25 protein-coding genes are annotated in these 24711 nt (G+C 72.7%); 14 read left to right on the forward strand and 11 right to left on the reverse strand.

Annotation, left to right across the window (positions count from 1 at the left end):
* Positions 1-26: 26 nt before the first annotated feature.
* Complete coding sequence (locus IE269_RS28425; protein WP_189826034.1) at positions 27-653, reverse strand: TetR/AcrR family transcriptional regulator; 627 nt, start codon at positions 651-653, stop codon at positions 27-29.
* A 143-nt stretch (positions 654-796) separates the two neighbouring features.
* Here IE269_RS28425 and IE269_RS28430 point away from each other — a divergent pair, with 143 nt between their 5' ends.
* From IE269_RS28430 to IE269_RS28475, 10 genes are all read left to right on the forward strand, one after another.
* Positions 797-1573 carry an SDR family oxidoreductase gene (locus IE269_RS28430; RefSeq protein WP_189826035.1) on the forward strand — a complete coding sequence of 259 codons (777 nt, stop codon included), beginning with the start codon at positions 797-799 and terminating at the stop codon, positions 1571-1573.
* A 35-nt stretch (positions 1574-1608) separates the two neighbouring features.
* A complete protein-coding gene (locus IE269_RS28435; RefSeq protein ID WP_189826036.1) occupies positions 1609-2043 on the forward strand; it encodes an SRPBCC family protein in 435 nt (144 codons plus the stop codon).
* 235 nt (positions 2044-2278) lie between these two features.
* The gene (locus IE269_RS28440) at positions 2279-3247 is read left to right on the forward strand and encodes an NADPH:quinone oxidoreductase family protein (protein WP_189826037.1); all 969 of its coding nucleotides are present in this window, start codon (positions 2279-2281) and stop codon (positions 3245-3247) included.
* Positions 3244-4425 (forward strand): acyl-CoA dehydrogenase family protein, encoded by a 1182-nt coding sequence (locus IE269_RS28445; protein WP_189826038.1) that lies wholly within the window; start codon positions 3244-3246, stop codon positions 4423-4425. Before IE269_RS28440 ends, IE269_RS28445 begins: the two co-directional genes overlap by 4 nt.
* On the forward strand, positions 4422-5537 hold the full coding sequence (locus IE269_RS28450; protein WP_189826039.1) for an acyl-CoA dehydrogenase family protein: 1116 nt from the start codon (positions 4422-4424) through the stop codon (positions 5535-5537). Before IE269_RS28445 ends, IE269_RS28450 begins: the two co-directional genes overlap by 4 nt.
* Positions 5538-5681: 144 nt before the next feature.
* On the forward strand, positions 5682-7280 hold the full coding sequence (locus IE269_RS28455; RefSeq protein WP_189826040.1) for an ABC transporter substrate-binding protein: 1599 nt from the start codon (positions 5682-5684) through the stop codon (positions 7278-7280).
* Between the two features lie 41 nt (positions 7281-7321).
* Positions 7322-8287, forward strand: coding sequence for an ABC transporter permease (locus tag IE269_RS28460; RefSeq protein WP_189826174.1), 966 nt, complete (start codon positions 7322-7324; stop codon positions 8285-8287).
* Positions 8280-9173 carry an ABC transporter permease gene (locus tag IE269_RS28465; RefSeq protein WP_189826041.1) on the forward strand — a complete coding sequence of 298 codons (894 nt, stop codon included), beginning with the start codon at positions 8280-8282 and terminating at the stop codon, positions 9171-9173. The genes IE269_RS28460 and IE269_RS28465 overlap by 8 nt, the downstream gene beginning before the upstream one ends.
* Positions 9174-9262: 89 nt before the next feature.
* A complete protein-coding gene (locus tag IE269_RS28470; RefSeq protein WP_189826173.1) occupies positions 9263-10222 on the forward strand; it encodes an ABC transporter ATP-binding protein in 960 nt (319 codons plus the stop codon).
* On the forward strand, positions 10215-10892 hold the full coding sequence (locus IE269_RS28475) for an ABC transporter ATP-binding protein (protein ID WP_189826042.1): 678 nt from the start codon (positions 10215-10217) through the stop codon (positions 10890-10892). The genes IE269_RS28470 and IE269_RS28475 overlap by 8 nt, the downstream gene beginning before the upstream one ends.
* A 4-nt stretch (positions 10893-10896) precedes the next feature.
* Here IE269_RS28475 and IE269_RS28480 read toward each other — a convergent pair whose 3' ends face one another.
* Positions 10897-11250 carry a hypothetical protein gene (locus tag IE269_RS28480; protein WP_189826043.1) on the reverse strand — a complete coding sequence of 118 codons (354 nt, stop codon included), beginning with the start codon at positions 11248-11250 and terminating at the stop codon, positions 10897-10899.
* Between the two features lie 218 nt (positions 11251-11468).
* Between IE269_RS28480 and IE269_RS28485 the strand changes: the two genes are divergently transcribed.
* On the forward strand, positions 11469-12380 hold the full coding sequence (locus IE269_RS28485) for a phosphatidylinositol-specific phospholipase C/glycerophosphodiester phosphodiesterase family protein (protein ID WP_189826044.1): 912 nt from the start codon (positions 11469-11471) through the stop codon (positions 12378-12380).
* Positions 12381-12392: 12 nt separating this feature from the next.
* Here IE269_RS28485 and IE269_RS28490 read toward each other — a convergent pair whose 3' ends face one another.
* Both IE269_RS28490 and pgm read right to left on the reverse strand, forming a co-directional pair.
* Positions 12393-12752 carry a DUF779 domain-containing protein gene (locus IE269_RS28490; RefSeq protein WP_189826045.1) on the reverse strand — a complete coding sequence of 120 codons (360 nt, stop codon included), beginning with the start codon at positions 12750-12752 and terminating at the stop codon, positions 12393-12395.
* A 102-nt stretch (positions 12753-12854) separates the two neighbouring features.
* Complete coding sequence (gene pgm, locus IE269_RS28495; RefSeq protein ID WP_189826046.1) at positions 12855-14495, reverse strand: phosphoglucomutase (alpha-D-glucose-1,6-bisphosphate-dependent); 1641 nt, start codon at positions 14493-14495, stop codon at positions 12855-12857.
* 225 nt (positions 14496-14720) lie between these two features.
* On the opposite strand from pgm, the gene IE269_RS43830 reads away from it, so the two are divergent.
* From IE269_RS43830 to cobM, 3 genes are all read left to right on the forward strand, one after another.
* Positions 14721-14798, forward strand: coding sequence for a 50S ribosomal protein bL37 (locus IE269_RS43830; protein WP_373312619.1), 78 nt, complete (start codon positions 14721-14723; stop codon positions 14796-14798).
* A 254-nt stretch (positions 14799-15052) separates the two neighbouring features.
* Entirely contained in the window at positions 15053-16318 is a 1266-nt protein-coding gene (gene cbiE / locus IE269_RS28500; RefSeq protein WP_189826047.1) for a precorrin-6y C5,15-methyltransferase (decarboxylating) subunit CbiE, read from the forward strand.
* A complete protein-coding gene (cobM, locus tag IE269_RS28505; protein WP_189826048.1) occupies positions 16315-17064 on the forward strand; it encodes a precorrin-4 C(11)-methyltransferase in 750 nt (249 codons plus the stop codon). Before cbiE ends, cobM begins: the two co-directional genes overlap by 4 nt.
* A gap of 18 nt (positions 17065-17082) precedes the next feature.
* Here cobM and IE269_RS28510 read toward each other — a convergent pair whose 3' ends face one another.
* From IE269_RS28510 to IE269_RS28535, 7 genes are all read right to left on the reverse strand, one after another.
* Entirely contained in the window at positions 17083-17763 is a 681-nt protein-coding gene (locus tag IE269_RS28510) for a DUF5825 family protein (protein WP_189826049.1), read from the reverse strand.
* Positions 17764-17813: 50 nt separating this feature from the next.
* Positions 17814-19751 carry a RiPP maturation radical SAM C-methyltransferase gene (locus IE269_RS28515; RefSeq protein WP_189826050.1) on the reverse strand — a complete coding sequence of 646 codons (1938 nt, stop codon included), beginning with the start codon at positions 19749-19751 and terminating at the stop codon, positions 17814-17816.
* Positions 19752-19875: 124 nt separating this feature from the next.
* Positions 19876-19998, reverse strand: coding sequence for a hypothetical protein (locus IE269_RS43335; RefSeq protein WP_268253629.1), 123 nt, complete (start codon positions 19996-19998; stop codon positions 19876-19878).
* Entirely contained in the window at positions 19958-21919 is a 1962-nt protein-coding gene (locus IE269_RS28520) for an alpha/beta hydrolase family protein (protein ID WP_308436990.1), read from the reverse strand. The genes IE269_RS43335 and IE269_RS28520 overlap by 41 nt, the downstream gene beginning before the upstream one ends.
* Complete coding sequence (locus IE269_RS28525) at positions 21916-23301, reverse strand: MFS transporter (RefSeq protein ID WP_189826051.1); 1386 nt, start codon at positions 23299-23301, stop codon at positions 21916-21918. The genes IE269_RS28520 and IE269_RS28525 overlap by 4 nt, the downstream gene beginning before the upstream one ends.
* A 581-nt stretch (positions 23302-23882) precedes the next feature.
* The gene (locus IE269_RS28530) at positions 23883-24368 is read right to left on the reverse strand and encodes a hypothetical protein (protein WP_189826052.1); all 486 of its coding nucleotides are present in this window, start codon (positions 24366-24368) and stop codon (positions 23883-23885) included.
* Positions 24369-24378: 10 nt separating this feature from the next.
* Complete coding sequence (locus IE269_RS28535; RefSeq protein ID WP_189826053.1) at positions 24379-24603, reverse strand: hypothetical protein; 225 nt, start codon at positions 24601-24603, stop codon at positions 24379-24381.
* Between the last annotated feature and the right edge of the window lie 108 nt (positions 24604-24711).

Raw genomic sequence — 24711 nt, forward strand, 5'->3', positions numbered from 1 at the left:
TCCCGGCCGGCCCTGCTGCGGAAGGCTCAGCCCTCCAGCCGCAGCAGGGCCAGCGCCCGCGCCGACACCTCGGTGAACTCCTCGTCCCCGCCCGCCGCCGCCCAGTGCTCCAGGGCGACCGTCACCGTCTCGATCAGCACGGACGCCAGCAGCACGTTCTCCAGCGAGTCCACGTCCTCGCCCGTGCGGGCCGCCAGCACCGGCAGCAACTGCCCCCGCAGGTCGTGCGCCGCCGCCCGCCACCGGGTCCGCACCGCCGGCACCTCGCTCATCACCCGGATCAGCCGCCGCATCTGCGCCACCCCGGCGCGCCGGGGCTCCGCCGTCGACGACACGAACGCCGCCTGTACCGCCTCGGCCACCGGCTCGTCCGCCGGACGCCGGGCCAGGTGCCGTGCCAGTTCGCCCACCCCTGCCGCCATCACCGGGGTCAGCGCGTCCTCCTTGGCCTGGCAGTACCTATAGAAGGTGCGCAGCGAGATGCCCGCGTCGCGGGCGATGTCCTCCACCGTCGTCGCCGCGTAGCCGCGCGTCGAGAACAGGGCCACCGCCGCGTCCGCGATCTCCTGCCGGGTCGCCTCCTTGCGCCGCTCCGTCAGGGACGGCCGCCGCCCGGGGGCCGCTTCCTCGTACTGTTCGCCGTTCTTCGTCACGCACCCCAAGCTGTCATATCAAGGCGTCTTGGCGCGTTGTGCCATACGGGCATAGGGTGGCGTTATTCGTTGATCATTCACCGTCGAGCCGCGCGCAGGCGCCGTACCGCCGATCCGCGGCCCGCAGACCAGGGGAGTCCTCCATGTCCCGCACCTACCTCGTCACCGGCGCCTCCTCCGGCATCGGCAAGGCCGCCGCCACCCGGCTGCGCGACCAGGGGCACACCGTCATCGGCGCCGACCTCAAGGGCGCGGACATCGAGGCCGACCTGTCGACGGCCGAGGGCCGCGCCGCGCTGGTGGCCCGCGCCACGGAGCTGACCGGCGGCCGCCTCGACGCGGTCATCGCCTGCGCCGGCATAGCCGCCTTCGACCCGCTGACCATCAAGGTCAACCACTTCGGCGCCGTCGCCACCCTGGAGGGCCTGCGCCCGCTGCTCGCCGCGTCCGACGCGCCGCGCGCCGTCGTCATCTCCTCCGTCGCCTCCATCCACCCCGCCGACGAGGCGCTCGTGGAGGCCGCGCTCTCCGGCGACGAGGACGCGGCCGTCGAGGCCGCCCAGGCAGCCGTCGACCGCGGCGAGGGCCATGTCATCTACGGCTCCTCCAAGCAGTCCGTGGCCCGCTGGGTACGCCGCACCGCCGCCACCGAGGACTGGGCCGCAGCGGGCATCACCCTCAACGCCATCGCCCCGGGCACCATCGTGACGCCGATGACCCAGCCGATGATCGGCAACCCGGAGATGCTCGCCGTCGTCGACAGCACCGTCCCGATGCCGCTGAACGGCCACGCCACCCCCGAGCAGGTCGCCCCGCTCCTGGAGTGGCTCACCTCCGCCGACAACACCCACATCACCGGCCAGGTCGTCTTCATCGACGGCGGCGCCGACGTCGTCCTGCGCGGCGACCGCACCTGGTGACGAGCAGCAGACCCGACCGAGCAGGGAGTTTCCGCATGACCACGCGCCAACTGCGCCGCACCGCCACCGTCACCGCGTCCCCCGACGAGGTCTGGGACCTCGTCGGCGGCTTCGGCACCCTCGGCGACTGGCACCCGCACGTACCGCCGTCCACCATCGAGGACGACGCCGACCCCGAGACGCCCGGCGCGGTGCGGGTGTTCGCGATCGACGGCAAGGTCGTCGCCCGCGAGCGCCTGCTCGCCAAGGAGGCGACGGCGTACACCTACACGGTGATCGACCCGATGCTGCCGATCACCGCCTACGTCGCCACCTTCGCGGTACGTCCGCACGCCGACGGCGCCGAGATCGTCTGGAGCGCCGACTACGCGGGGGCCGACGAGGTCGTCCCGCAGGTCGAGGCGATCTTCGGCGACGGCACGTACGGCACCGGCCTGGCCGCCCTCCAGGAGAAGTTCGGCACTGCCTGAGCACTCAGGCCACCCATGCCCGCGCGGCAGCCCCGATTCAGGACGGGGCTGCCGCGCGTCGTCGTGTCCGGGGCCGGGCGGCTCTCGTCGTACGTGTCCGCTGTCCGCGGCCCTCCTCGTACGTGTCCGGGGCCGGCGGCCCTCTTCGTACGGGCGAACCCTTCCGCACCGTACAAGCGACCGCTTAGTATGCGCGTGCACGGTACCGGCGACGACAGCGCGTGGAGGCCCCCTGATGCAGGCATGGCGAGTGCACGAGAACGGCGAGCCGGGGGCGGTGATGCGCCTGGAAGAGGTCGACCGGCCGGTGCCCGGCGACGGGCAGCTGCTGCTCAAGGTGCGCGCCGCGAACATCAACTTCCCCGACGCGCTGCTGTGCCGGGGCGAGTACCAGGTGCGGCCGCCGCTGCCGTTCACCCCCGGTGTCGAGATCTGCGGCGAGACCGAGGGCGGGCGACGCGTCATCGCCAACCCGGCGTTGCCGTACGGCGGTTTCGCCGAGTACGCCGTCGCGGACGAGGCGGCGCTGCTGGACGCCCCCGCGTCGCTGGACGACGCGGAGGCCGCCGCCCTGCACATCGGCTACCAGACGGGGTGGTTCGGCCTGCACCGGCGCGCGCACCTCCGGGCGGGGGAGACCCTGCTGGTGCACGCGGCGGCCGGAGGCGTCGGCAGCGCCGCCGTCCAGCTCGGCAAGGCGGCCGGCGCGAAGGTGATCGGCGTCGTCGGCGGACCCGAAAAGGCCGAGGTGGCAAGGGAGTTGGGCTGCGACCTCGTCATCGACCGGCGCAGCGAGAACGTCATCGGCGCGGTGAAGGAAGCCACCGGCGGGCGCGGCGCGGACGTCGTCTACGACCCGGTGGGCGGCGAGGCGTTCACCCAGTCCACCAAGTGCATCGCCTTCGAGGGCCGGATCGTCGTGGTCGGCTTCGCGAGCGGGACCATCCCGGCGCCCGCCCTCAACCACGCGCTGGTGAAGAACTACAGCATCCTCGGACTGCACTGGGGCCTCTACAACGCCAAGGACCCCGCCTCCATCGTCGCCTGCCATGCCGAGCTGACCCGGCTCGCGGCCGACGGGGTCATCAAGCCGCTGATCAGCGAGCGCGTTCCGCTCAAGGACGCCGCCGACGCCGTGCAGCGCGTCGCCGACGGCCGCAGCACCGGCCGCGTGACCGTCGTACCGGAAGGAGCGTCGCGATGACCGATGCCGCCGAACTCCTCACCCGTACCCAGGAATTGCTCGCGGCCCACCCGCCCGCCACCACCGAGCGCACCGACTTCCTCAAGGCGCGCTTCGACGCCGGACTGGCCTGGGTGCACTACCCCGTCGGCCTCGGCGGACTCGGCGCGCCCCGCGACCTCCAGGCCGTCGTGGACGCCGGGCTGGCAGCCGCCGGAGCGCCCGACAACGACCCGCGCCGCATCGGCATCGGCCTCGGCATGGCCGCGCCCACGATCCTGCGGTACGGCACCGAGGAGCAGAAGCAGCGCCTGCTGCGCCCCCTGTGGGTCGGTGAGGAAGTGTGGTGCCAGCTCTTCAGCGAGCCCGGCGCCGGTTCCGACCTCGCCGCGCTCGGCACCCGCGCGGTGCGCGACGGCGACACCTGGGTGGTCAACGGGCAGAAGGTGTGGACCTCCAGCGCCCACCTCGCCCGCTGGGCGATCCTGGTCACCCGCACCGACCCCGACCAGCCCAAACACCGGGGCATGACGTACTTCGTGTGCGACATGACCGATCCGGGCGTGGAGGTGCGGCCGCTGCGGCAGATCACCGGGGAGGCCGAGTTCAACGAGGTCTTCCTGAGCGACGTACGCATCCCGGACACCATGCGCCTCGGCGAGGTGGGGGAGGGGTGGAAGGTCGCCCAGACCACCCTGATGAACGAGCGCGTCTCCATCGGCGGCGCCCGCATCCCCCGCGAGGGCGGCATGATCGGCCCCGTCGCCACGACCTGGCGCGAGCGCCCCGAACTGCGCACCCACGCCCTCCACCAACGGCTGCTGGACCTGTACGTCGAGGCCGAGGTCGCCCGCCTCACCGGCGAACGCCTGCGTCAGCAGCTCGTCGCCGGGCAGCCCGGGCCCGAGGGCTCCGGCATGAAGCTCGCCTTCGCCCGCCTCAACCAGGAGATCAGCGGCCTGGAGGTCGAACTGCGCGGCGAGGAGGGCCTGTTGTACGACGACTGGACCATGCGCCGCCCCGAACTCGTCGACTTCACCGGCCGCGACGCCGGATACCGCTACCTGCGGTCCAAGGGCAACTCCATCGAGGGCGGCACCTCCGAAGTGCTGCTGAACATCGTCGCCGAACGCGTCCTCGGGCTGCCCGCCGAGCCGCGCACCGACAAGGACGTCGCCTGGAAGGACCTGGCCCGATGAACCCGCTGTCCGAGCCGCGCACGCCCGACCTGCTCTACTCCGAGACCGAGGACGACCTGCGCGCCGCCGTGCGCGCCCTGCTCGCCGACCTGGGCGACCCGTCCCGCGTCGCCGTCCGTGCCGAGGAGGGAGACCTGTACGACACCGACCTGTGGAAGGCCCTCGCCGCCGACATGGGCGTCGCCGGGCTGCTCGTCCCGGAGGAGCTGGGCGGGCAGGGGGCCTCGCACCGGGAAGTCGCCGTCGTACTGGAGGAGTTGGGGCGGGCGGTCGCTCCCGCGCCGTACCTCACCAGCGCCGTGGTGGCGACCGAAGTGCTGCTGGGGTGCGACACGGGCAGGGCCGAAGTGGCGCACCTGCTCAGGGAGTTGGCGTCGGGGCGGCGGACGGCCGCGCTGGTGGGCCGATTTGCCGCCGGGCCGGACGACGTCCACCTGTGGCCCGCGCTCGACGGCTCACTCGCGGGGGTCGCGGACGCCGCCACCGCCGACGTGCTGCTGGTGCCGACCGCCGGGGGCCTGTACGCGGTGGAGCGCGACGGGGCCGGTGTGTCCGTCGTGCCGCAGATCCCCCTGGACCTGACCCGCCCGCTCGCCGAAGTCACCCTCGACGGTGCCACGGGTACCCTGCTCGCCGGAGCCGACACCACCCGCGCGGCCGTCCGGCGCGGGCTCCTCGCCGGAGCCGGACTCCTCGCCTCCGAGCAACTCGGCCTCGCCGAATGGTGCTTGGAGGAAACCGTCCGGTACACCAAGGAACGCCACCAGTTCAACCGCCCCGTCGGCTCCTTCCAGGCGCTCAAGCACCGCATGGCGCAGCTCTGGCTGGAGGTCGTTTCCTCCCGCGCCGCCGCCCGCAACGCCGCCGACACCCTCGCGGCGGGCAGCCCGGAGTCCCCCCTCGCGGTGGCTCTCGCGCAGGCGTACTGCGGCCGGGTCGCCGTGCACGCGGCCGAGGAGTGCGTCCAGCTCCACGGCGGAATCGGGATGACCTGGGAGCATCCGGCGCATCTCTACCTGAAGCGGGCCAAGGCGGACTCGATTGCCGTCGGCAGCTCCGGGGCCCACCGGGAGGCGGTGGGCCGCCTGGTCGGGCTTCCGGTCCCCGGCTGACGGGCCTCCCACCCCGGCCGACCCCCTGACCTGCGGCGCTGCCCCACCCTGCGAGGGGGTGGGGCAGCGCGCACCCCTTTACGTGCTGTTTAATTGCACGCTGTTTGCAATAACAGTTGATCTCCAAAAGGGGTGTGGGGCGCCATGACGGCCCGAAGGATACGGACGGCGGCCGCCGCAACGCTGGCCGGAACCCTGGCCATCACCGCGGCGGCCTGCTCCAAGCCCGGCGGCACCGCGAGCACCGGCACCGGTGCCAAGGACTCGGCCGTCGTCGGCATCGCCTACGAACCGGAATCGCTCAGCCCGCTCCTGGGCTACGGCAAGGACGGCAACTCCAAGATCTTCGACGGGCTGCTCGCCTTCGACGCCGGGATGAAGCTCAAGCCCGCGCTCGCCGCCGAGCTGCCGAAGGTCAGCGCCGACGGCCTCACCTACACGTACAAGCTCCGCCAGGGCGTGAAGTTCAGCGACGGGCAGCCCTTCGGCGCCAAGGACGTCGTCTTCACGTACGAGACCATCCTCGACAAGAAGACCAACAACGCCGCCAAGACCGAGCTGGACGCCGTCAAGAGCGTCAAGGCCGAGGGCGGCGACACGGTGGTCTTCACCCTGAAGTACCCGTACGCGCCGTTCGCCGAGCGCACCGTCCTGCCCATCGCCCCCGAGCACGTCGCGGGCAAGCAGGACGTGAACACGGGCGAGTTCACCACCAAGCCGATCGGCACCGGCCCGTACCTGCTCACCGGCTGGTCCAAGGGCGAGAAGCTCAGCTTCAAGGCCAACCCGGACTACTGGGGCGGCGCGCCCGCCCTCAAGAAGTTCACGATGGCGATCATCAAGGACGACGACGTCCGCTGGACCCGCCTGCGCTCCGGCGACCTGGACGGGGCGATCCTGCCGCCCAACCTCGCCAAGACCTTCAAGGGCGACAAGGGCAAGAAGACGTACGCGGCGAAGTCCTTCGACTATCGAACCGTCACCCTGCCCACGCACAACAAGGTCGCCGGAGACACCGCCGTCCGTCAGGCCCTCGACGTCGCCGTCGACCGGCAGGCGATGGTCGACAAGATCCTCGGCGGCGCCGGCAAGCCCGCCTACGGTCCCGTCCCGACCGACAGCCCCTGGTTCGCCCAGGGCACCGAGCGCACCCACGACCTGGACAGGGCGAAGAAGATCCTCGACGACGCCGGGTGGAAGCCGGGCGCCGACGGGGTCCGCGTCAAGGACGGCGTGCGCGCCGAATTCCCGCTCTGGTACCTCTCCGGCGACAAGCTCCGCCAGGACCACGCCCTCGCCTACGCCTCCGACGCCAAGAAGGCCGGCATCGCCATCAAGACCCAGGCGGGCACCTGGGAGGTCATCGAGCCGCGCATGAAGGACGACGCGGTCCTCGCGGGCGGCGGCTCGCCCGGCGACCCCGACTTCGACCAGTACACCCTGCTGCAGTCCTCCCTCGCGGGCGACGGCTTCAACAACATGGCCTGGTACGACAACAAGGCCGTCGACACCGCCCTGGAGGCGGGCCGGCGCACCAACAAGGACGCCGAGCGCAAGGCCGCGTACACCACCGTCCAGCAGGAACTGGTGAAGAACCCCGGCTACACCTTCCTCACCCACATCGACCACCTCTACGTCGTCGACGACAAGTGGGACACCCTCACCACCCAGATCGAGCCGCACGACCACGGCCTGGCGTCCGGCCCCTGGTGGAACGTCGAGGACTGGAAGCCGAAGAAGTGACCTCGGCCGTCGCTGTGCGCCGTCGGCTCCCCGGCGGGCCGATGGCGCGGATGGCGGGTCGGCGGATCCTGTTCGCCGTGCCCGTCCTCCTCGTCGTCACCTTCGGCGTCTTCGCCGTCGCCGACGCGTCCCCCTTCGACCCGGTCAAGGCGTACGCGGGCACCGCAGGCCTCACCTCCTCGCAGGCCAACCTCGACCAGCTGCGCGCCAACCTCGGCGTCGACCAGCCGCTCGTGACCCGCTGGTGGAACTGGATCACCGCCGCCCTCACCGGCGACCTCGGCGACTCCGGCGTCATGCGCCAGCCCGTCGCCGACGTCATCACCGAACGCCTCGGCTGGTCCACCCTGCTGGCCGCCACCGCGTTCCTGATCGCGATCGTGCTCGGCGGCGGGCTCGGCGTGCTGGCCGCACGCAAGCAGGGCGGCTGGCTCGACCGCTGCGCAGGCTCCGCCGCGTACACCCTGGAAGCCGCGCCCGCCTTCTGGCTGGGACTGCTCGCCATGTGGTTCTTCGCGCTCAAGCTCGGCGTGCTGCCCGCGGGCGGCCTCACCGACACCGACAGCGACGTCATCACCTTCGGCCAGGTCGCCTCGCACCTGGTGCTCCCCGCGTGCGTCCTCGGCATCACGCAGCTGCCGTGGTTCTTCCTGTACGTACGCCAGGGCGTCGCCGACGCGCTGGAGGAGGACCCCGTACGGGGTGCGAGGGCACGCGGCACCAGCGAGCGCACCGTGCTCTTCGGGCACGCCCTGCGCTCCGGGATGCTGCCCGCGCTCACCCTCGTCGGCTCGCGCGTGCCCGAACTCATCACCGGGGCGCTCCTCGTCGAGACGGTCTTCAGCTGGCCCGGCATCGCCGCCGCCACCGTGCAGGCCGCCACCTCCGTCGACTTCCCGTTGCTCGCCGCGCTGACCGTGCTCGCCACGGCGGCCGTGCTGGTGGGCAACCTCCTCTCCGATCTCCTGTACGGAATCGCCGACCCGAGGGTGGGCTTCGATGGCTGACACCACTGCACGGCCTTCGCCGGAGCAGGTGCGCTGGCGCACCCACGGGCGCACCCGCCGATCCACCCGCACCCTGCGCATGCGCACCTCCGCGGTGATCGTCACCCTGGTGGTGCTCGCCGTCCTGGTCGTACCGCCCCTGGTGAACCTCGACGAACAGGCCGTCGACCTGGCCCTGAAGCTCCAGCCGCCGTCCCCGGCGCACCCCTTCGGCACCGACGACGTCGGCCGCGACCTGCTGCTGCGCTGCGTCTACGGGCTGCGTGTGTCCCTGCTGGTGGGACTCGTCGCCGCCCTGGTCGCCACCGTCATCGGCACCGCCGTGGGCGCGGCGGCCGCAGCCTTCGGGGGCTGGGTCGACCGGATCGTCATGCGCCTGGTCGACACCTTCTCCTCCGTGCCGCACCTGCTGCTGGGCATCTTCATCGTCGCCATGTTCCGCCCCGGAGTGTGGCCGGTGATCGTGTCGGTCGCGCTCACACACTGGCTGTCCACGGCACGCATCGTGCGCTCCGAGGTGCTGTCCCTGCGCTCGCGCCCGTACATCGACGCGGCCGTCTCCGGCGGCGCCTCCCGGCTGCGCGTCATCGTCCGCCACCTGCTGCCGGGGGTGATGCCGCAGGCGGCGCTCGCCGCCGTCCTGATGGTGCCGCACGCCATGTGGCACGAATCGGCGCTGTCCTTCCTCGGCCTCGGCCTGCCCAGCCACCAGGCCAGCCTCGGCAACCTCATCCAGACCGCCCGCAGTTCCCTGCTCGCGGGCGACTGGTGGCCGACGCTCTTCCCCGGTCTCTTCCTGATCATCCCGACACTCGCCATCGCGGGCCTCGCGGGTGCCTGGCGCGAGCGCATCAACCCGCGCCGCCGATCGGAGCTGATGCTGTGAGCACCCGTCCCGCCGAAGCCGTCGTCATTGCTCCCGTCGCGGACACCGCGCCCGTTCTCGCCGTACGCGATCTGTCCGTACGTTTCCGGATGCGCGGCGGCAGGCACGTCGCCGCCGTCACCGGGGCCTCCTTCGACCTTCCGGCGGGGGAGTGCCTGGCCCTCGTCGGCGAGAGCGGCTGCGGGAAGTCCGTACTGGCCTCCGCGCTCCTGGGGCTGCTGCCCGGGAACGCCCAGACCGCAGGACGTGCCCTCCTCGGCGACACTGACCTGCTCGCCGCCGACGAGAAGACCCTCGCCCGTACGGTACGAGGACGACGCATCGGACTCGTACCGCAGAGCCCGGCCGCCCACCTCACCCCCGTGCGCACCGTCGGCGACCAGCTCGCCGAGACGCTGCGGGAACTGACCGGGGTCCGCAAGGCCGACCTGAACAAGGCGGTGCTCGCGGCCGCCGAGCGGGCGTCCTTCCCCGTCGGACACCTCGACCGCTACCCGCACGAGTTGTCCGGCGGCCTCGCCCAGCGCGCGGCCACCGCCCTCGCCCTCGTCGGCGACGCGCCCCTGCTGCTCGCCGACGAACCCACCACGGGCCTCGACCGCGACCTCGTGCACCGCACGGTCGACGAACTGCGCCGCCACGTCGACAAGGGCCACGCCCTGCTGATGATCACCCACGACCTGGCCGCCGCCGAGCGCATCGCCGACCGGATCGCCGTCATGTACGCCGGACGCATCGTCGAACTCGCCGACGCCAAGAGCTTCTTCGGCACACCGGGGCCCCGCCACCCCTACGCGCGCGGGCTCCTGGCCGCCCTGCCCGAACGGGACTTCACCCCGATCCCCGGCATGCCGCCCGAGCTGGGCGACCTGCCGCAGGGGTGTGCCTTCGCCGCCCGCTGCGCGCACGCCGCCGAAGCCTGCGACGCCCAGCCGGAGTTCGCCGACGGCATCGCCTGCCACTACCCGCCGGACGAAGGGGCCTCCGCCCGGGCTCCGCAGCCCTTGCCCGCTCCGCAGCCCTTCCCCGAGGAGCACACCGGTGCTTGAACTCGCCGCCGTCACCGCCGGATACGAACGCGGCCGCCCCGTCGTCCGCGACGCCCACCTCACCGTGCACCCGGGGGAGTCCGTCGGGCTGCTGGGCCCCAGCGGCTGCGGCAAGTCCACGCTCGCTCGCGTGGCCGCGCTGCTGCACCGCCCCGACGCGGGCACCGTCACCCTCGACGGCACCCGCGTCCAGGGCTGGCGGCACCGCGCCCCGCGCGCCCAGCGCACCGCGATCGGCGTCGTCTTCCAGCAGCCCCGGCTCTCCGCCGACCCCCGGCTGCGGCTGCGCGACCTGATCGGCGAACCCTTGCGGGCGACCGGGCGACGGGACGAAGTGCCGTCCCGGGTGGCCGAGTTGAGCGCCACCGTCGGCCTTGGCGACGACCTGCTGGGCCGCCGCCCGCACGAGGTCAGCGACGGACAGCTCCAACGGGCCTGTCTGGCGCGCGCGTTGGTGCTGCGGCCGCGCTGGCTGGTGTGCGACGAGATGACGGCCATGCTGGACGCCTCGACCACCGCAGCCCTGGTCGCCGTGGTCGAGGAGTACCGCAGCGCGCACGGTGCGGGGCTTCTGACGGTCGGTCACGACCGGGTGCTGCTGGAGCGGTGGTGCGACCGCACGGTGCGCTGGGACGAGGTCGCCCCGGGGGCGGCTCCCGTACAGGGCTGACGGATCAGGCCTCGTTGGGGTTGCTCGGCCGACCCTGCACCGCGTCCAGGCAGCCCCGTACCCAGGACTCGGGTGCGTCCTCGGCCTTCTTGCCGCCGTCGGCGACCCAGCTCGCGCAGCCCCCGGCGACGGCCTCCTTCACCTTGTCGCCGGTGCGGTCCATCTTGCGGATCTGCTGGCCCCGGTAGTAGCCGGCCTCGTAGCCCACGTTCTGCGCCCACGGCGGGCGCTCGTTGAACTGTGTGACGAGCACCCACAGGCCCGCCGCGAGGACGGCCGCCGCGACCACCCCCGCGATCAGGAGGTTCTTGCGGCGCGGGCCGGGGACATGGGTGGACAGCTCGCCTGTGAGGACCATGTGAGCACTCTTTCAGACGGTTCGCACGGATGATCCACCGGGTCCGCCCGGTCCGACGGGAGGCCGGTACGCCGACTGGGCGCACCGATGGCGGGAACTCGCGTGCGGGAACTGACACTTGGACGCCGAGGGGCGGATACTCTGCGGCACGCCCCGAAGCGCACCCCGCTGCACGCCCTTCCGATGCACTCTCCGCCGACCCCGGAGGCGCCCTCCTCATGTCGTCCCTCACGACCCGCCGCACCGCAGCCGCCGTCCTCGCCGGAGCGCTCGTGGGCGCCGCGGGCTGGGCCAGCACCCTGTCCGCCGCGGGCTCTCCGTACGGATCACACGAGGCCAAGCGCCCCGAACGCCCCCTGCGACGCGCGCACGCCCACAACGACTACCTCCACCGGCGCCCCCTCCTGGACGCCCTGGACCACGGCTTCACCAGCATCGAGGCGGACATCCACCTGGTCGACGGCCAACTCCTGGTCGCCCACGACCCCGCGGAGGTCGACCCCGAGCGCACCCTCGAAGCGCTCTACCTCGACCCCCTCGCCGCACTGGTGCGCAAGAACCACGGCACCGTCCATCCCGGACACCGCCGCCCGCTCAACCTGCTGGTCGACATCAAGACGCAGGGCGCGGCCACCTACCGGGAACTCCACCGCAGGCTGCACCCGTACCGGCGCATGCTCAGCACGTACGGCGGCGGCCGCGTCCGGCTGGGCGCGGTCACCCCCGTCGTCTCCGGCGACCGGTCCGCCCGCGCCCCCATGGAGGCACAGCGCACCCGGTACGCCTTCTACGACGGACGCCTGCCCGACCTGGCGACCCCGGTCTCGGCCTCGTTCATCCCGCTGATCAGCAGCAACTGGACGGAGAGCTTCACCTGGTCGGGCACCGGCCCCTTCCCCCGTGCGGAACGAGACAAACTGCACGCCCTGGTGCGCAGCGCCCACAAGCGCAGTCAACGCATGCGCTTCTGGGGCGCCACCGACACCCCGGGCCCGGCGCGCGACGCCCTGTGGCACGAACTGCTGGCCGCCCGCGTCGACCACATCAACACGGACGACCTGGACGCCCTGGAGACCTTCCTGCGCACGTACGACCCGGAGTCCGGCGGAAAGGGCCCCCGGGCGGTGTGAGCCTCAGCAGCGTCAGATCACCCGGGACCTGATCAGGAAGCGCACCCCTTCCGGCGCCTCCAGGGAGAACCCGCTGCCCCGGCCCTCGACCACGTCCACGATCAGCCGGGTGTGCCGCCACACCTCGTACTGACTCGTCGACATCCAGAACGGAACGCTCTCCTCCACGCCCTCCACGGCGAGCGAGGCCAGCAGCACGTCGGAGCCGCCCGTGCGGAACTCGCCGTCCGGGTAGCACATCGGGGCGCTGCCGTCGCAGCAGCCGCCCGACTGGTGGAACATCAGCGGCCCGTGGGCGTCCCGAAGCCGCCGCAGCAGTCCGGCGGCTTCGGGCGTCAGCTCCACGAGCGGAGCCTCGGGAACGGAACTCATGGGCACAGCCCCTCTCGCGTACGGTCGGTCGTCTTCGCCCAGCATCCCTCCCGGACGCTGTCACCGACACCCCGCGAGAGGGGAACGGGCCCTCCTGCGGCCCTAGTTGGCGAGCGCCGCCGACACGACCGCCTTGGCCTCCTCCTGGACGCGGGCCAGGTGGTCCGCGCCGTGGAAGGACTCCGCGTAGATCTTGTACACGTCCTCGGTGCCCGACGGGCGGGCCGCGAACCAGGCGTTCTCGGTGGTCACCTTGATGCCGCCGAGCGACGCGCCGTTGCCGGGGGCCGCGGTCAGCACCGCCGTCACCGGCTCGCCCGCGAGGGTGTCCGCGCCGACCTGCTCCGGCGACAGCTTCCCGAGCACCGCCTTCTCCTCCGGCGTGGCCGCCGCGTCGATGCGCGCGTACGCGGGCTCACCGAACCGGGCGGTGAGGTCCGCGTAACTCTCCGACGGCGTACGCCCGGTGACCGCAAGCATCTCCGAGGCGAGCAGCGCCAGGATGATGCCGTCCTTGTCGGTCGTCCACACCGAGCCGTCCCGGCGCAGGAACGACGCACCGGCCGACTCCTCGCCGCCGAAGCCCAGCGACCCGTCGGACAGCCCGTCCACGAACCACTTGAAGCCCACCGGCACCTCGACCAGCGTGCGCCCCAGATCGGCGGCCACCCGGTCGATCATCGACGACGAGACGAGGGTCTTGCCGACCCCGGCGGACGCCGCCCACTCCTTGCGGTGCGCGAACAGGTACGAAATCGCCGTCGCCAGATAGTGGTTGGGGTTCATCAGCCCGCCGTCGGGGGTGACGATGCCGTGCCGGTCGGCGTCCGCGTCGTTGCCCGTGGCGATCTGGTACCGGTCGCGCTGCTCGATGAGCGAAGCCATCGCGTACGGCGACGAGCAGTCCATCCGGATCTTCGCGTCCCAGTCCAGCGTCATGAACCGCCAGGTGGGGTCGGTCAGCGGATTGACCACGGTCAGATCGATCCGGTGCTGCTCGGCGATGCGCCCCCAGTACGCCACGGACGCGCCGCCCAGCGGGTCCGCGCCGATGCGCACCCCGGCCGCGCGGATCGCGTCCAGGTCGAGCACGGCGGGCAGGTCGGCGACGTACGTCCCCAGGAAGTCGTAACGCTCGGTGGTGTCGGCGGCCAGCGCGCGCGTGTACGGGATGCGGCTGACGCCCTTGAGGCCGTGCGCGATGAGCTCGTTGGCCCGGTCCTGGATCCACCCGGTGGCGTCCGATCCGGCCGGACCGCCGTTCGGCGGGTTGTACTTGAAGCCGCCGTCGGCGGGCGGGTTGTGCGACGGGGTGACCACCACGCCGTCCGCGAGACCGTTCGTACGGCCCTTGTTGTACGTCAGGATGGCGTGCGACACCGCGGGGGTGGGCGTGTAGCCGTCGGCCGCGTCGATCAGCACCCGTACACCGTTGGCGGCGAACACCTCGACCGCGGTGACCTTCGCCGGCTCCGACAGGGCGTGCGTGTCGGCACCCAGGAACAGCGGCCCGTCGATGCCCTGCTGGGCGCGGTACTCGCAGATCGCCTGGCTGGTCGCGGCGATGTGGTCCTCGTTGAACGCCGTGTTGAGCGAGGAACCCCGGTGACCCGAGGTGCCGAACGCGACCCGCTGGCGGGGCTCGGCCGGGTCGGGGTGGAGCGCGTAGTACGCGGTCACCAGCCGGGAGACGTCGACGAGATCTTCCGGCCGGGTCTGCTGTCCCGCTCGTTGGTGCGGCATCCGCCCGTTACCTCCATGGTGTGTCGCAGTGCGGTCGGCACATTGTCCCGGATCGGACGGGATGCGTGCACGCACGGGTGTTCGTGGGCGAAGGAGTCGTAACGGGACAGGAGTGACTCTCGTTGCGGCGGGTAGCAGGGCCGATGTCGGCGAGTGGAATACCGCATCAAATGGGTGGAAACTCGTCGGAGAGCCACAGAACCATCGAACGTGAGGAGAGGCACCATGTCGTCGAAGCGCCGCCGCAAGAAGAGGGCACGTCGCAAGAACGGTGCCAACCACGGCAGCCGTCCCCAGTGCTGAGCCGTCAGCGGTGAATCACCGCTGACGGTGGTGCCCGAGTGGCGCTTCTCCCGGATGCCGGGAGGGGCGCCGCTCTGCGTTGCGTGCGGGTTCGTTGTGCGCCCCGTTCCGTGCGGGTTCGTTGTGGCTGGTCGCGCAGTTCCCCGCGCCCCTGATGGCATGCCCTCCGGGCAGCCATCCCCTGCGCGGAAGTGTGCGGCGTACGGACAGTAGAGTTTCGGCTGCGTCGTCCACCGAGCACCGAGGTACCGTCCGTGACCCCCGCAGCACCCACCCACCCCGCCCCACCTGCGGTGACCGTCATAGGCATCGGCGCGGACGGCTGGCCGGGCCTCCCCGAGCGGTCACGTTCCGTGCTCCAGGACGCCCAGGTCCTCATCGGCGGCGGACGCCAGCTCGATCTGCTGCCCGCCTCCTGCGCGGGCGAGCGCGTCTCCTGGCCGTCGCCGCTGCGCCCCGCCGTCCCCGGGCTGATCGCCGCCCACGCGGGCCGCCGGATCGCGGTCCTGGCCAGCGGAGACCCGATGTTCTACGGGATCGGGCGCGCCCTCACCGAGACCTTCGGCCCCGACGCCCTGCACGTCCTCCCGCACCCCTCCTCCGTCTCCTACGCCTGCGCCCGCGTCGGCTGGCCGCTGGAGGACACCGAGGTCGTCACCCTGGTCGGCCGCCCGGCGGCCCGCCTGGCCGCGGCCCTGCACGACGGACGCCGGGTCCTGGTGCTCAGCGCCGGCGCGGACACCCCCGCCACCGTGGCGTCACTCCTGCGCGAGCGCGGCTTCGGACCGAGCCGGATGCGCGTACTGGAGCAGCTCGGCAGCGAGGACGAAAACGCGCTGGAGGGCACCGCAGACACGTGGTCGCACGCCCCCGGCGACCCCCTGAACGTCATAGCGATCGACTGCACCCGCGCACCCGACGCCCTGCGCCTGGGCGCCGTGCCCGGCCTCCCCGACGACGCCTACGAGCACGACGGCCAGCTCACCAAGCGGCACGTCCGCGCGGCCACCCTCGCCACGCTTGCCCCCGCACCCGGCGAACTCCTCTGGGACGTCGGCGGCGGCTCCGGCTCCATCGCCGTCGAGTGGATGCGTACGCACCCCTCCTGCCGGGCGATCACCGTGGAACGCGCCCCGGTACGCGCCGAACGCATCGCCCGCAACGCCGACCGGCTGGGCGTCCCCGGCCTGCGCGTGGTGAGCGGCCGCGCCCCGGCCGCCCTCGCCGACCTGCCCACCCCCGACGCCGTCTTCATCGGCGGCGGACTCACCGCACCCGGCCTCCTGGACGCCTGCTGGGAAGCCCTCCCGCCCGGCGGCAGGCTGGTCGCCAACACCGTCACCCTGGAGTCCGAGGCGCTTCTCGCCTCCTGGCACCGCGGCCACGGCGGCGACCTGGTACGACTCGCGGTCGCGCACGCGGTGCCGGTGGGCGGCTTCACGGGCTGGCGTCAGGCGATGCCGGTCACCCAGTGGTCCGTCACCAAACCCTCCTCCTCCCTCCCTGGAGCTGTCTCATGACCGTGTACTTCATCGGCGCCGGCCCCGGCGCGGCCGACCTGATCACGGTGCGCGGCGCCCGCACGCTCGCCGCGTGCGGGGTCTGTCTGTACGCGGGCAGCCTCGTCCCCCGTGAGCTGCTCGCCGAATGCCCGCCGGACGCGCGTCTCGTCGACACGGCGCAGCTCGACATCGAGCAGATCACCGCCGAGCTGACCGCGGCCCACGCGGCCGGCCACGACGTCGCCCGCCTCCACTCCGGCGACCCGTCGGTCTTCAGCGCGGTCAACGAGCAGATGCGCCGCCTGGACGAGGCGGGCATCCCCTACGAGGTGATCCCGGGCGTCCCCGCCTTCGCCGCCGCAGCGGCTTCCCTGAAGCGTGAACTGACCGTCCCCACCGTCGGCCAGACCGTCATCCTCACCCGCATCGCGCAGCGGGCCACGGCCATGCCGGAGGGCGAGGACCTGGCGACGCTGGGGCGCAGCGGGGCGCTCATCGTGCTGCACCTGGCCGCGCAGTACGTGGACCGGGTCGTCTCCGAACTGGTCCCGCACTACGGAACGGACTGCCCGGCGGCAGTCGTCGCCTACGCCTCCCGCCCGGACGAGATCGTGCTGCGCGGCACCCTTGAGGACATCGCGGCGCAGGTCAAGGAGGCGGGTGTGCTGCGCACGGCGGTCATCATGGTGGGCCGCACGCTGGGCGCGGAACAGTTCCACGACAGCCACCTCTACTCCCCGGCCCGCGACCGCCACGTGTGCTGAGCGGGTCCGCCGCGGTCCTCAGATCGCCATCGCCTCCTGGGTCCACCGGCTCACCCGGTACGGCACCCACCAGGCCAGCGGGCCCAGGTGCAGGACCAGACGTTCCTCGGTGAAGTCGTCGAGGGCGTCCTGGGGGACGGAGTCCTGGGGGGCTCCGTGGGCGAGCGCGTCGACGGCGGTGCGGTAGTGAGGTTCGTCGGCGGTGAAGCGTTGCAGGTTGCCCCAGCGGCGGTCGCGGATCTGGAAGAAACCGGGGCCGTTGCGCCACAGGCACTTGCCCAGGTAGTGCCCGCTGCGCCAGGTCGCCAGCGCCGCTTCGGGCTGTGCGTGGCCGTGCAGCGTCCGGGGCGGCTGGAGGTGGCTGAGGACCAGGGTGTCGTCGGGGCGGGCCGGATCCAGGCGCAGGTCCCATTCGACGAGTACGGCCCGGGCGGTGAGGTCGCGAACCAGGCTGAGCGCCCGTACGGTGCGGCGGGCCGCCGCGAGGCCGTCGGTCGCGGTGAGATCGACGGGCTCGGGCAGCAGGACCCGGCGGGCGCCGCTGTCCCAGAGCCGGTCGGCCTCCTCGTCCACGGGGCCGGTCAGTTCGAGATCGCCCAGGAGCATTCCGGGCAGGGCGCAGGCGGCCTCGTCGTAGTCGCGCCAGGCGGTGACGGTGAGCGGGGCGGTCGTCTCGGAGGGGGCGAGGGCTGTGTCCATGGCGGCGGTCTTTCGTCTCGGGGCGGGGGCGGGCCGGTGCGCGGGAGGGGTCAGACCGGTACGGGGGTGAGGTCCGGGGCGGTGTCCTCGGCCGGGTCCGGGGCGGGCGCCGCGTGCAGGTGGCGCATGAAGTCCAGGCGCAGCAGGTCCTCGTTGACGGCTGCCGGGGCGAGATGGACGTAACTCCCGGCATCGGTGAAGACCAGCCCGAGACGCACCCACTCGGTGAGCAGCTCCACGACGTCGGCCTCGGTGCGGTCGTGGCCGCGCACGCGTGCGCTGGCCTTGCGCAGGAGGGCGGCGGGGGCGTGCGGCTGGTCCAGCAGGCGGAACAGGGCGACCTCGAACGGGTCGGTGAGCTCCTTCGTACGCCAGTCGAAGGCGCGCCGCCTGCTGACCAGGACGATCCGGCTCCCGAGGTCGGTGTGGGTGAGGCGGGCGTCCGCGTGGTGCTTCTTCCACAGCGCGAGGGCGTCGTTGAGGGCGGAGACCGTGGGCTCGGAGATGCCGCGCTCGGGGGCCTCGAAGACGTACGCGAGGTCGTAGAGCTCCTTCTCGGGGAGGTCGTACGTGAAGCGGTAGTGCGCCTCGGGGCGCAGCCCGTCGAAGCCGAGCTCGGGGCGGTTGAAGTACGGGCTGAAGCGCTCGATGGCGATCCGGGCGGAGAGGTCGACGGGCGGGTCGAGGTGTTCGAGGGCGGCGATCTGGCCGATGACGCCGTCGTAGTCCTCGGCGCTCTCGCCGGGGAAGCCGTGCAGATAGTTCCAGGAGACGGAGAGGCCGGTCTCGGCGCCGTCGCGGAGCATGCGGACGTTCTGGCAGCCGCTGACGCCCTTGTCCATCAGGTCCAGGACACGGTTGTTGAGGGACTCGATGCCGGGCTGGACGTAGATGAGGCCCGCGTCGGAGAGCGTGCGCAGCTGGTTGCGGCGCATATTGGCCTTGATCTCGATGTGCAGGCGCAGGTCGTAGCCGCTGTCGATGATGCGGGGCAGCACGGTGTTGAGGTAGCCCATGTCGAGGATGTTGTCGACGACGTACATGTCGAGGACCTTGTGCCGGCGCGCCAGGTCCATGATCTCTTCGTAGAAGACGTCGGGGCTCTTGCTGCGGAACTGCATGAAGGAACCGTTGAGCCCGCAGAACGTGCAGTGGTGCTTCTCGCCCCACCAGCAGCCGCGCGCACCCTCGACGACGAGTTTCGGCTCGACCCAGTTGCGGGCGACGGAGGCGGCCAGGCGCTCGAAGTAGCCGCTGTAGTCGGGCGGCAGGATCGTGGCGGGCGGCAGCGGACTGGTGGCCATCGCGTTGGCGACGGACTCGCCGTCCTCGGTGCGCCGGCAGAGCCCGGAGACCTTGCTCAGGTCGCCGCCCTCGCCGAGCGCGGTGAGCAGCTGCGGGAAGGCGGCCTCGCCCTCGCCCCGTACGACGAAGTCCACGAAGTCGAAGTTGCGGTGCAGGGCCGCGCCCTGTTCGGCGTCGCAGTTGGCGCCGCCGATGACCGTCTTGATGTGCGGGGCGAGGCGCTTGACGTGCTTGGCGGCGGCCAGCGCGGCGGTGTTCTGCTGGAAGGTGGAGGTGAAGCCGACCACGTCGGGGTTCTCGGCGACGATGCGCCGGGCGATCTCGTCGACGAACTCCGGTACCACCGCGTGCAGTTCGTGGGACATCTGCATGCGGGCCTTGTTCAGGCGGGACCGCATGGTCTCGGTGAACTCCTTCTCCCGCCAGGCCGGGTCGTCGTACAGGGCCGAGGAGAACACCCAGTCGCCGCAGCCCATGAAGTACGAGGACAGCGCGTAGTACTCGTAGTCGTCGGCGGTGAACTCGGTGCGGGCGGTGATCCAGTCGGTGAATTCGAGATTGGCGTGCAGGACGGTCGCCGACGCGCCGGGCACGCGCTCGTCGACGCTGCGTTTGAGTATCCCCAGGGCGAGCGACGGAAGGTCGATGGGCGACCAGGGCATGTTGACGAGCAGGACACGCACGGGGAGCACTCCTTGGGGGTGGTGGGGGAGGGGCGGAACCGGTCCGGGGCGCGGACGCCCCGGACCGGCCCTTCACTGAGGAGCGGCGCTGCGGCCGCTCCTCAGTACGGGAGGGGGGTAGCCCCTACTCCTCTTCCTGGCCTTCCTCGGTGTTGCGGAAGGGAACCGTGACGGTGATGCCGACGCTCGGCTTGCGGTTCTCCTCGTCACCCGCGAGCGGGTCGTTGTTGATGATGTCCTTCTGCATGGTGGGTCGTCCTCTCCGTGGGATGGTGCGGTGTGCTGCCTCCGGCCGGTGCGGCGGCGTGCTCCGCGGGGCCGGACTCCCCGCGCCGGATGGCGGGGGATGCTGTGGGGGTGGTGGTACGCCGACGGCGGCCGGCGGCGTTGGCGCCGCGCAGGGTGCGGTCGAGGAAGACGACCGCCTCGCGCAGGGCGTGCACGTGGTCCGCGCCGTCGTAGCCGTCGTGGCCGGTGTCCAGCCACACGACCTCGTACTCCTTGTGATGCTTCGTCAAGTCCGTTATGTACGAGCGGACTTGGCCGGGCGGGCACTTGGCGTCGTGCCGCGCCGCGACGATCAGGAGGGGTGCGTCGAGGTGCGGGAGATAGGTGTGGGGCGAGCTGCGCGCGTAGAGCTCGGGCAGTTCGTCGGGAGTGCCGCCGAAGAGGCGTTCGTCGAGGGCGCGCAGTGCGGGGGTGGTGGTGGCGTGGGCGAGGGCGAGATGGGCCACGGGCTTCACGGCCACTCCCGCCTGCCAGAGGCCGGGGTGCGTGCCGAGCGCGAGCAGGGTGAGGTAGCCGCCCCACGAAGTGCCCCACAGGGCGAGGGAGTCGGGGTCCGCCCAGCCGCGTGCGACGAGCCCGTCGCGGGCGGCGACCAGGTCGGCGACCTGGGTGAGTCCGACGCCCTCGCTCATCGCGGTCCGCCAGGCGGGCCCGTACCCGGTGGAGCCGCGGTAGTTGACGCGGGCGACGCCGAAACCGGAGGCCACCAGGGAGTGCACGATGCCGTCGTAGGCGTCCCGGTCGTGGTCGGCGGGCCCGCCGTGCACGAGGAACACCGTGGGCACGGGGCCGCGTGCCCCCTCGGGCAGGGTGACCAGGGTGTGCAGGTCGCCGTCGGGGCCCGGGGTCCACAGGTCGTGCGACACGCCGGGCACGGGGACCGGCAACCGGGGCAGGGACGGCAGTGGAGTGCCCGCGCTGGAGAGGGTGCGCGGAGGCTCCGCGGTGCTGGTCCAGAGTGTGTGGAGGTCGCCGCCCGGGTGTTCGGCGGCGTCCAGGAGGGTGCCGGGGGCGGTGGGCAGGACCGTGAGCGTACGGGCGTCGAGATCGGCGAGGTGCAGCACGCTGCGACCGTGCCGGTCCTGCCGGACCAGGACACCGCGGCCCTCGTGCCGCCACCGTGCGGTGATCTCGGTGTCGAACGAGGCCCAGGTGTGGGGGACGGGGTCGCCGCCGGGCCGCCAGGTGGCGAGGAGGTAGCGCCCGCCGTCCTCCCGGACGAGCAGAAGGTCCTGGGCGCCGGGCCGGGGCGTGAAGCCGAGCGACCACAACGCGCCGCCCTCACCGCCCAGTCGGGCGACGCGGGAACCGTCGCAGGTGCGGAACACCGTGACGGCCCGCGCGGAACGGGCCTGGCCGGCGACGGCCAGCAGCTCCCCGTCGGAGCTGATGCCGGTCAGCGACGCCTGGTACGGAAGGTGTGCGACCGGGCGGGCGACACCGCCGCGCGACCCCTGGTGCACGGTGGTGCTGACCGCGTCGCCCAGCGCCAGGGCGACGATCCCGCCGGCGCTGACTGCGAGCCCGCGCGCCTGACCCACCGGTGTCCCGCGCAGTCCGTCGTACGTCGGCCCCCCGTCGAAGGCCTGGAACCGCCACCGGCCGTTGCCGTGGGCGTCCTCCTCGAACCACCACACATGGGCGTCGGCGTCGATCGAGCAGTGGAAGGTGCCGCCGGGCCGGCCGGTGACCTGCCGGGCGGTGCCGGTGGCCGTGTGCCAGGTGAAGACCTCGCAGCGGCCGTCGGCGTCGGCGGTGAACACCATGCGGGCGGGATCGGCGGCGCACACCTCGGGCAGGGCCGCGCGGAAGACGCGGTAGCCGGGAGCGGAGGTCTGCGGGGCGGGCGAACTGGGCCCGGCTCCGGCGGCGGCCGTCACGGGGCGCCCCCGGTGCCGTCGTCGGACCGCCCCGGCTGCCCGGCCGCGGGAGGGGCGAGGCTACGGGGGCGGGCCCAGGTGGTGTACGCCGCCAGTGCCAGCAGTGCCCCGGCACAGCCGAGCGCGGGACCCGCCGCACCGGCCCCGGCGAGCAGGCCCGCCGCCGCAGGACCGAGCGCGGCGGCCCCTCCGGCACCGGTGGCCAGGACCGCCCCGGCGCGGGCCTGGAGGTGCACGGGGGTGGCGGCGATGGCCCGGGACTGCAGGACCACGGTGGCCACGGGCATGGCCAGGCAGATCCCGCCGAAGAGGGCGGCCTGCCACCAGGGCGATCCGGTGGTGGCGAGCGCTCCGGTGAGCGGCACGAGCAGCCAGGTCACCGCGAGGACGCTGCGCGCGGCGCCGATGCGCACGGCCAGCGAGGGGGCGGCCAGGGCGCCCGCGATTCCGGCGGCCCCGGCGACGGCCAGGACCGCGCCGGTGGCGGTGCCGCTGTGGCCGTCGCGCTGGAGGGTGAACAGGACGCCGAAGTACAGCGCCGCCAGCACCCCGTTGACGACGGAGGTCCACAACAGCACCAGGCGCAGCACCGCGGAGTCCGCCACGAGACGCAGTCCGGCGGCGAGTTCGGCGCGGGGCGAGACGCGGGGGCGCGCGGAAGCGGCGACCGGGGCGCCCTGCGGTCCGTCCGGGGTCCGGCCCGTCGGTCCGCCCGTCGCCGCCCCGCGGTCGTCCGCCCGGGCCGGGCCCAGGGCGCGCAGATCGGCCCGCATGAACCGCACGCAGACGGCGGTCACCACGTACGAGAAGGCATCGACGGCGAAGGGCAGGGCGCGGCCCACCTGGTACAGGGCACCGCCGAGCACCGGCCCGAGGACGAGGGCCAGCCGGTCCCCGACCTCCAGCCGCGCCACCGTACGCGCGTATCCCTCGGGCGGGGAGAGCAGGGCGACCGTGCCGCGCGCGGCGGCCTCGTACACCGCGGTGGCGAACCGTTCCACCAGCACTCCGGCCAGCACCAGCGCCAGCGGCGGTCGGCCGGTGGCGACCGCGACGGCGACGACCGCCATGGCCAGCGCGGCCACGCACGCGGCCCCCATCATCACGGGTTTGCGGGCCCCCCGATCGGCGGGAACGGCCGCCAATGGGCCGATGACCAGGCCGAGTACGGCGGACGCGGCCACCACCCCACCGACCGCGGCCGGCGAGTGGCCGAGGGCCAGCAGCAGAAGCGGAAGGACCACACCGGAGGTCTGGCTGCCGAGCGCGTCGGCGGTGTTGGAGCACCAGAACAGGCGTGCGTCGCGCGGCGCGACCCCGGCTGTCGCAGGGCCGGACGCGACCGCGACGCGGTCCGTGTGCGACGCCGAAGTCTTCGCCATCCCCGCTCCCCTCCGGTTGCCCCTGAGCCCGTGACATGTGTGCGGGACCGCACACCGCCCCTGCGGGCACGGCAAAGCCGTTCACCATTGGTCCAAGAAATTGCAGAAACTGCGAAGGAACTGAAACGAGCCGGAGCCTAACCACCCGTCTTCGAACGCCACAAGACCTCCGTTGGCGGTGCGGCGGGCTGTCGTGCGGCTCAATTCCGCTTGTGGGAAGGGAGGTTGTACGAGGTCGCTGCGTACGTACGACGCTTACCGGGCGAGGGGCGCCGGCGCTGCGCTGCGCACGCGGGAGACGGAAGGGACCGCGAGGGGCGAATTCGCGCGGGCACACACACGGACCGCAGCGACCCGGTACGGAACCGGACCGGCGCCTTCCCGAAGGCGAACGCCCGCCTCACGTGCCCCGCGCCGCATGCGGCGGACGTGCTCCGGGCGCAGGGCAATGCTTCGACGAAGCCGCGCTCTTCGGGGGGCGGCGCCGAAAGCCCTTTCCGTCGCCATCATTGGCCGGAAGAGGTCGGGAGCCACCGTGGCGTCGGCCGACGTTCGTACGGGCCGGCCGACGCCACGCGCGTTCACTTCGTCCGTTCGGCCTCGGCGATCCAGCTCTCCAGCTGTTCGACGGTGGTGGCCGGATCGGCGACCAGCTCCGCGAGCCGGTCGTCGGCGGAGTTGAGCGTGGCGAGGGCGGGACAGCGGTGACAGGCGTCGACGCCCGTCTGGTTCCACCACTTGCAGCGCGGCCGCAGGTGGCACCGCGGTACGGGTCCGCTGTCACGCGGGGCGGGCAGGGTCTGGATGCGCCGGATCAGACCGCAGTCGTCGCCCACCCGGTTCGCGCAGGCGGAGGTGCAGTGCGAGGCGAATCGGAGCACCCGGCCGGGAGCGATGCCTTCGGGGATGCTCGGCAGTACGTCTGCCGCGGGCACCGGTGCGTCGAGGTAGACGACGTTGCCGTGCTCGCCCGACCGGACGCCCAGGACGAGGGACTCGGGACGGTGGGCGTCCCCGCTGGGACACCAGTTGACGTGGTCTGTGCCGGGTTCGTCCACAGCGCGCATCTCCGCGCGGTCAGGAGGACGCGGACTCGGCGGCGGCAGGGTTGAGGATGAGGCCCAGGATCGGCCCACCGGTGGTCCCGCCGCCCTGCTGCTGTTCGGCGGCGACGGCCTTCTGGAGGTGGGCGGAGAGGCCTTGCGCGTCGGTTCTCTCGGCCGCGTTGGCGACACCGCCTGCGGCGAGAAGGCCGGTGACGAGGGCCGCCGTTGCGGCTGCGGTACGGAGGGTGGGGTTCATTCGCTCACTCCTTGACCTGGACGTGACAATGGGCAAGGGCGACCGTATGCACCAACTCCCGTGCGGGGAAGGCGTCGTGAAGCGTACTTCTGTTGGTCACAGTGGCGA

This window comes from Streptomyces spiroverticillatus (assembly GCA_014650415.1).
Taxonomy (GTDB): Bacteria; Actinomycetota; Actinomycetes; order Streptomycetales; family Streptomycetaceae; genus Streptomyces; species Streptomyces spiroverticillatus.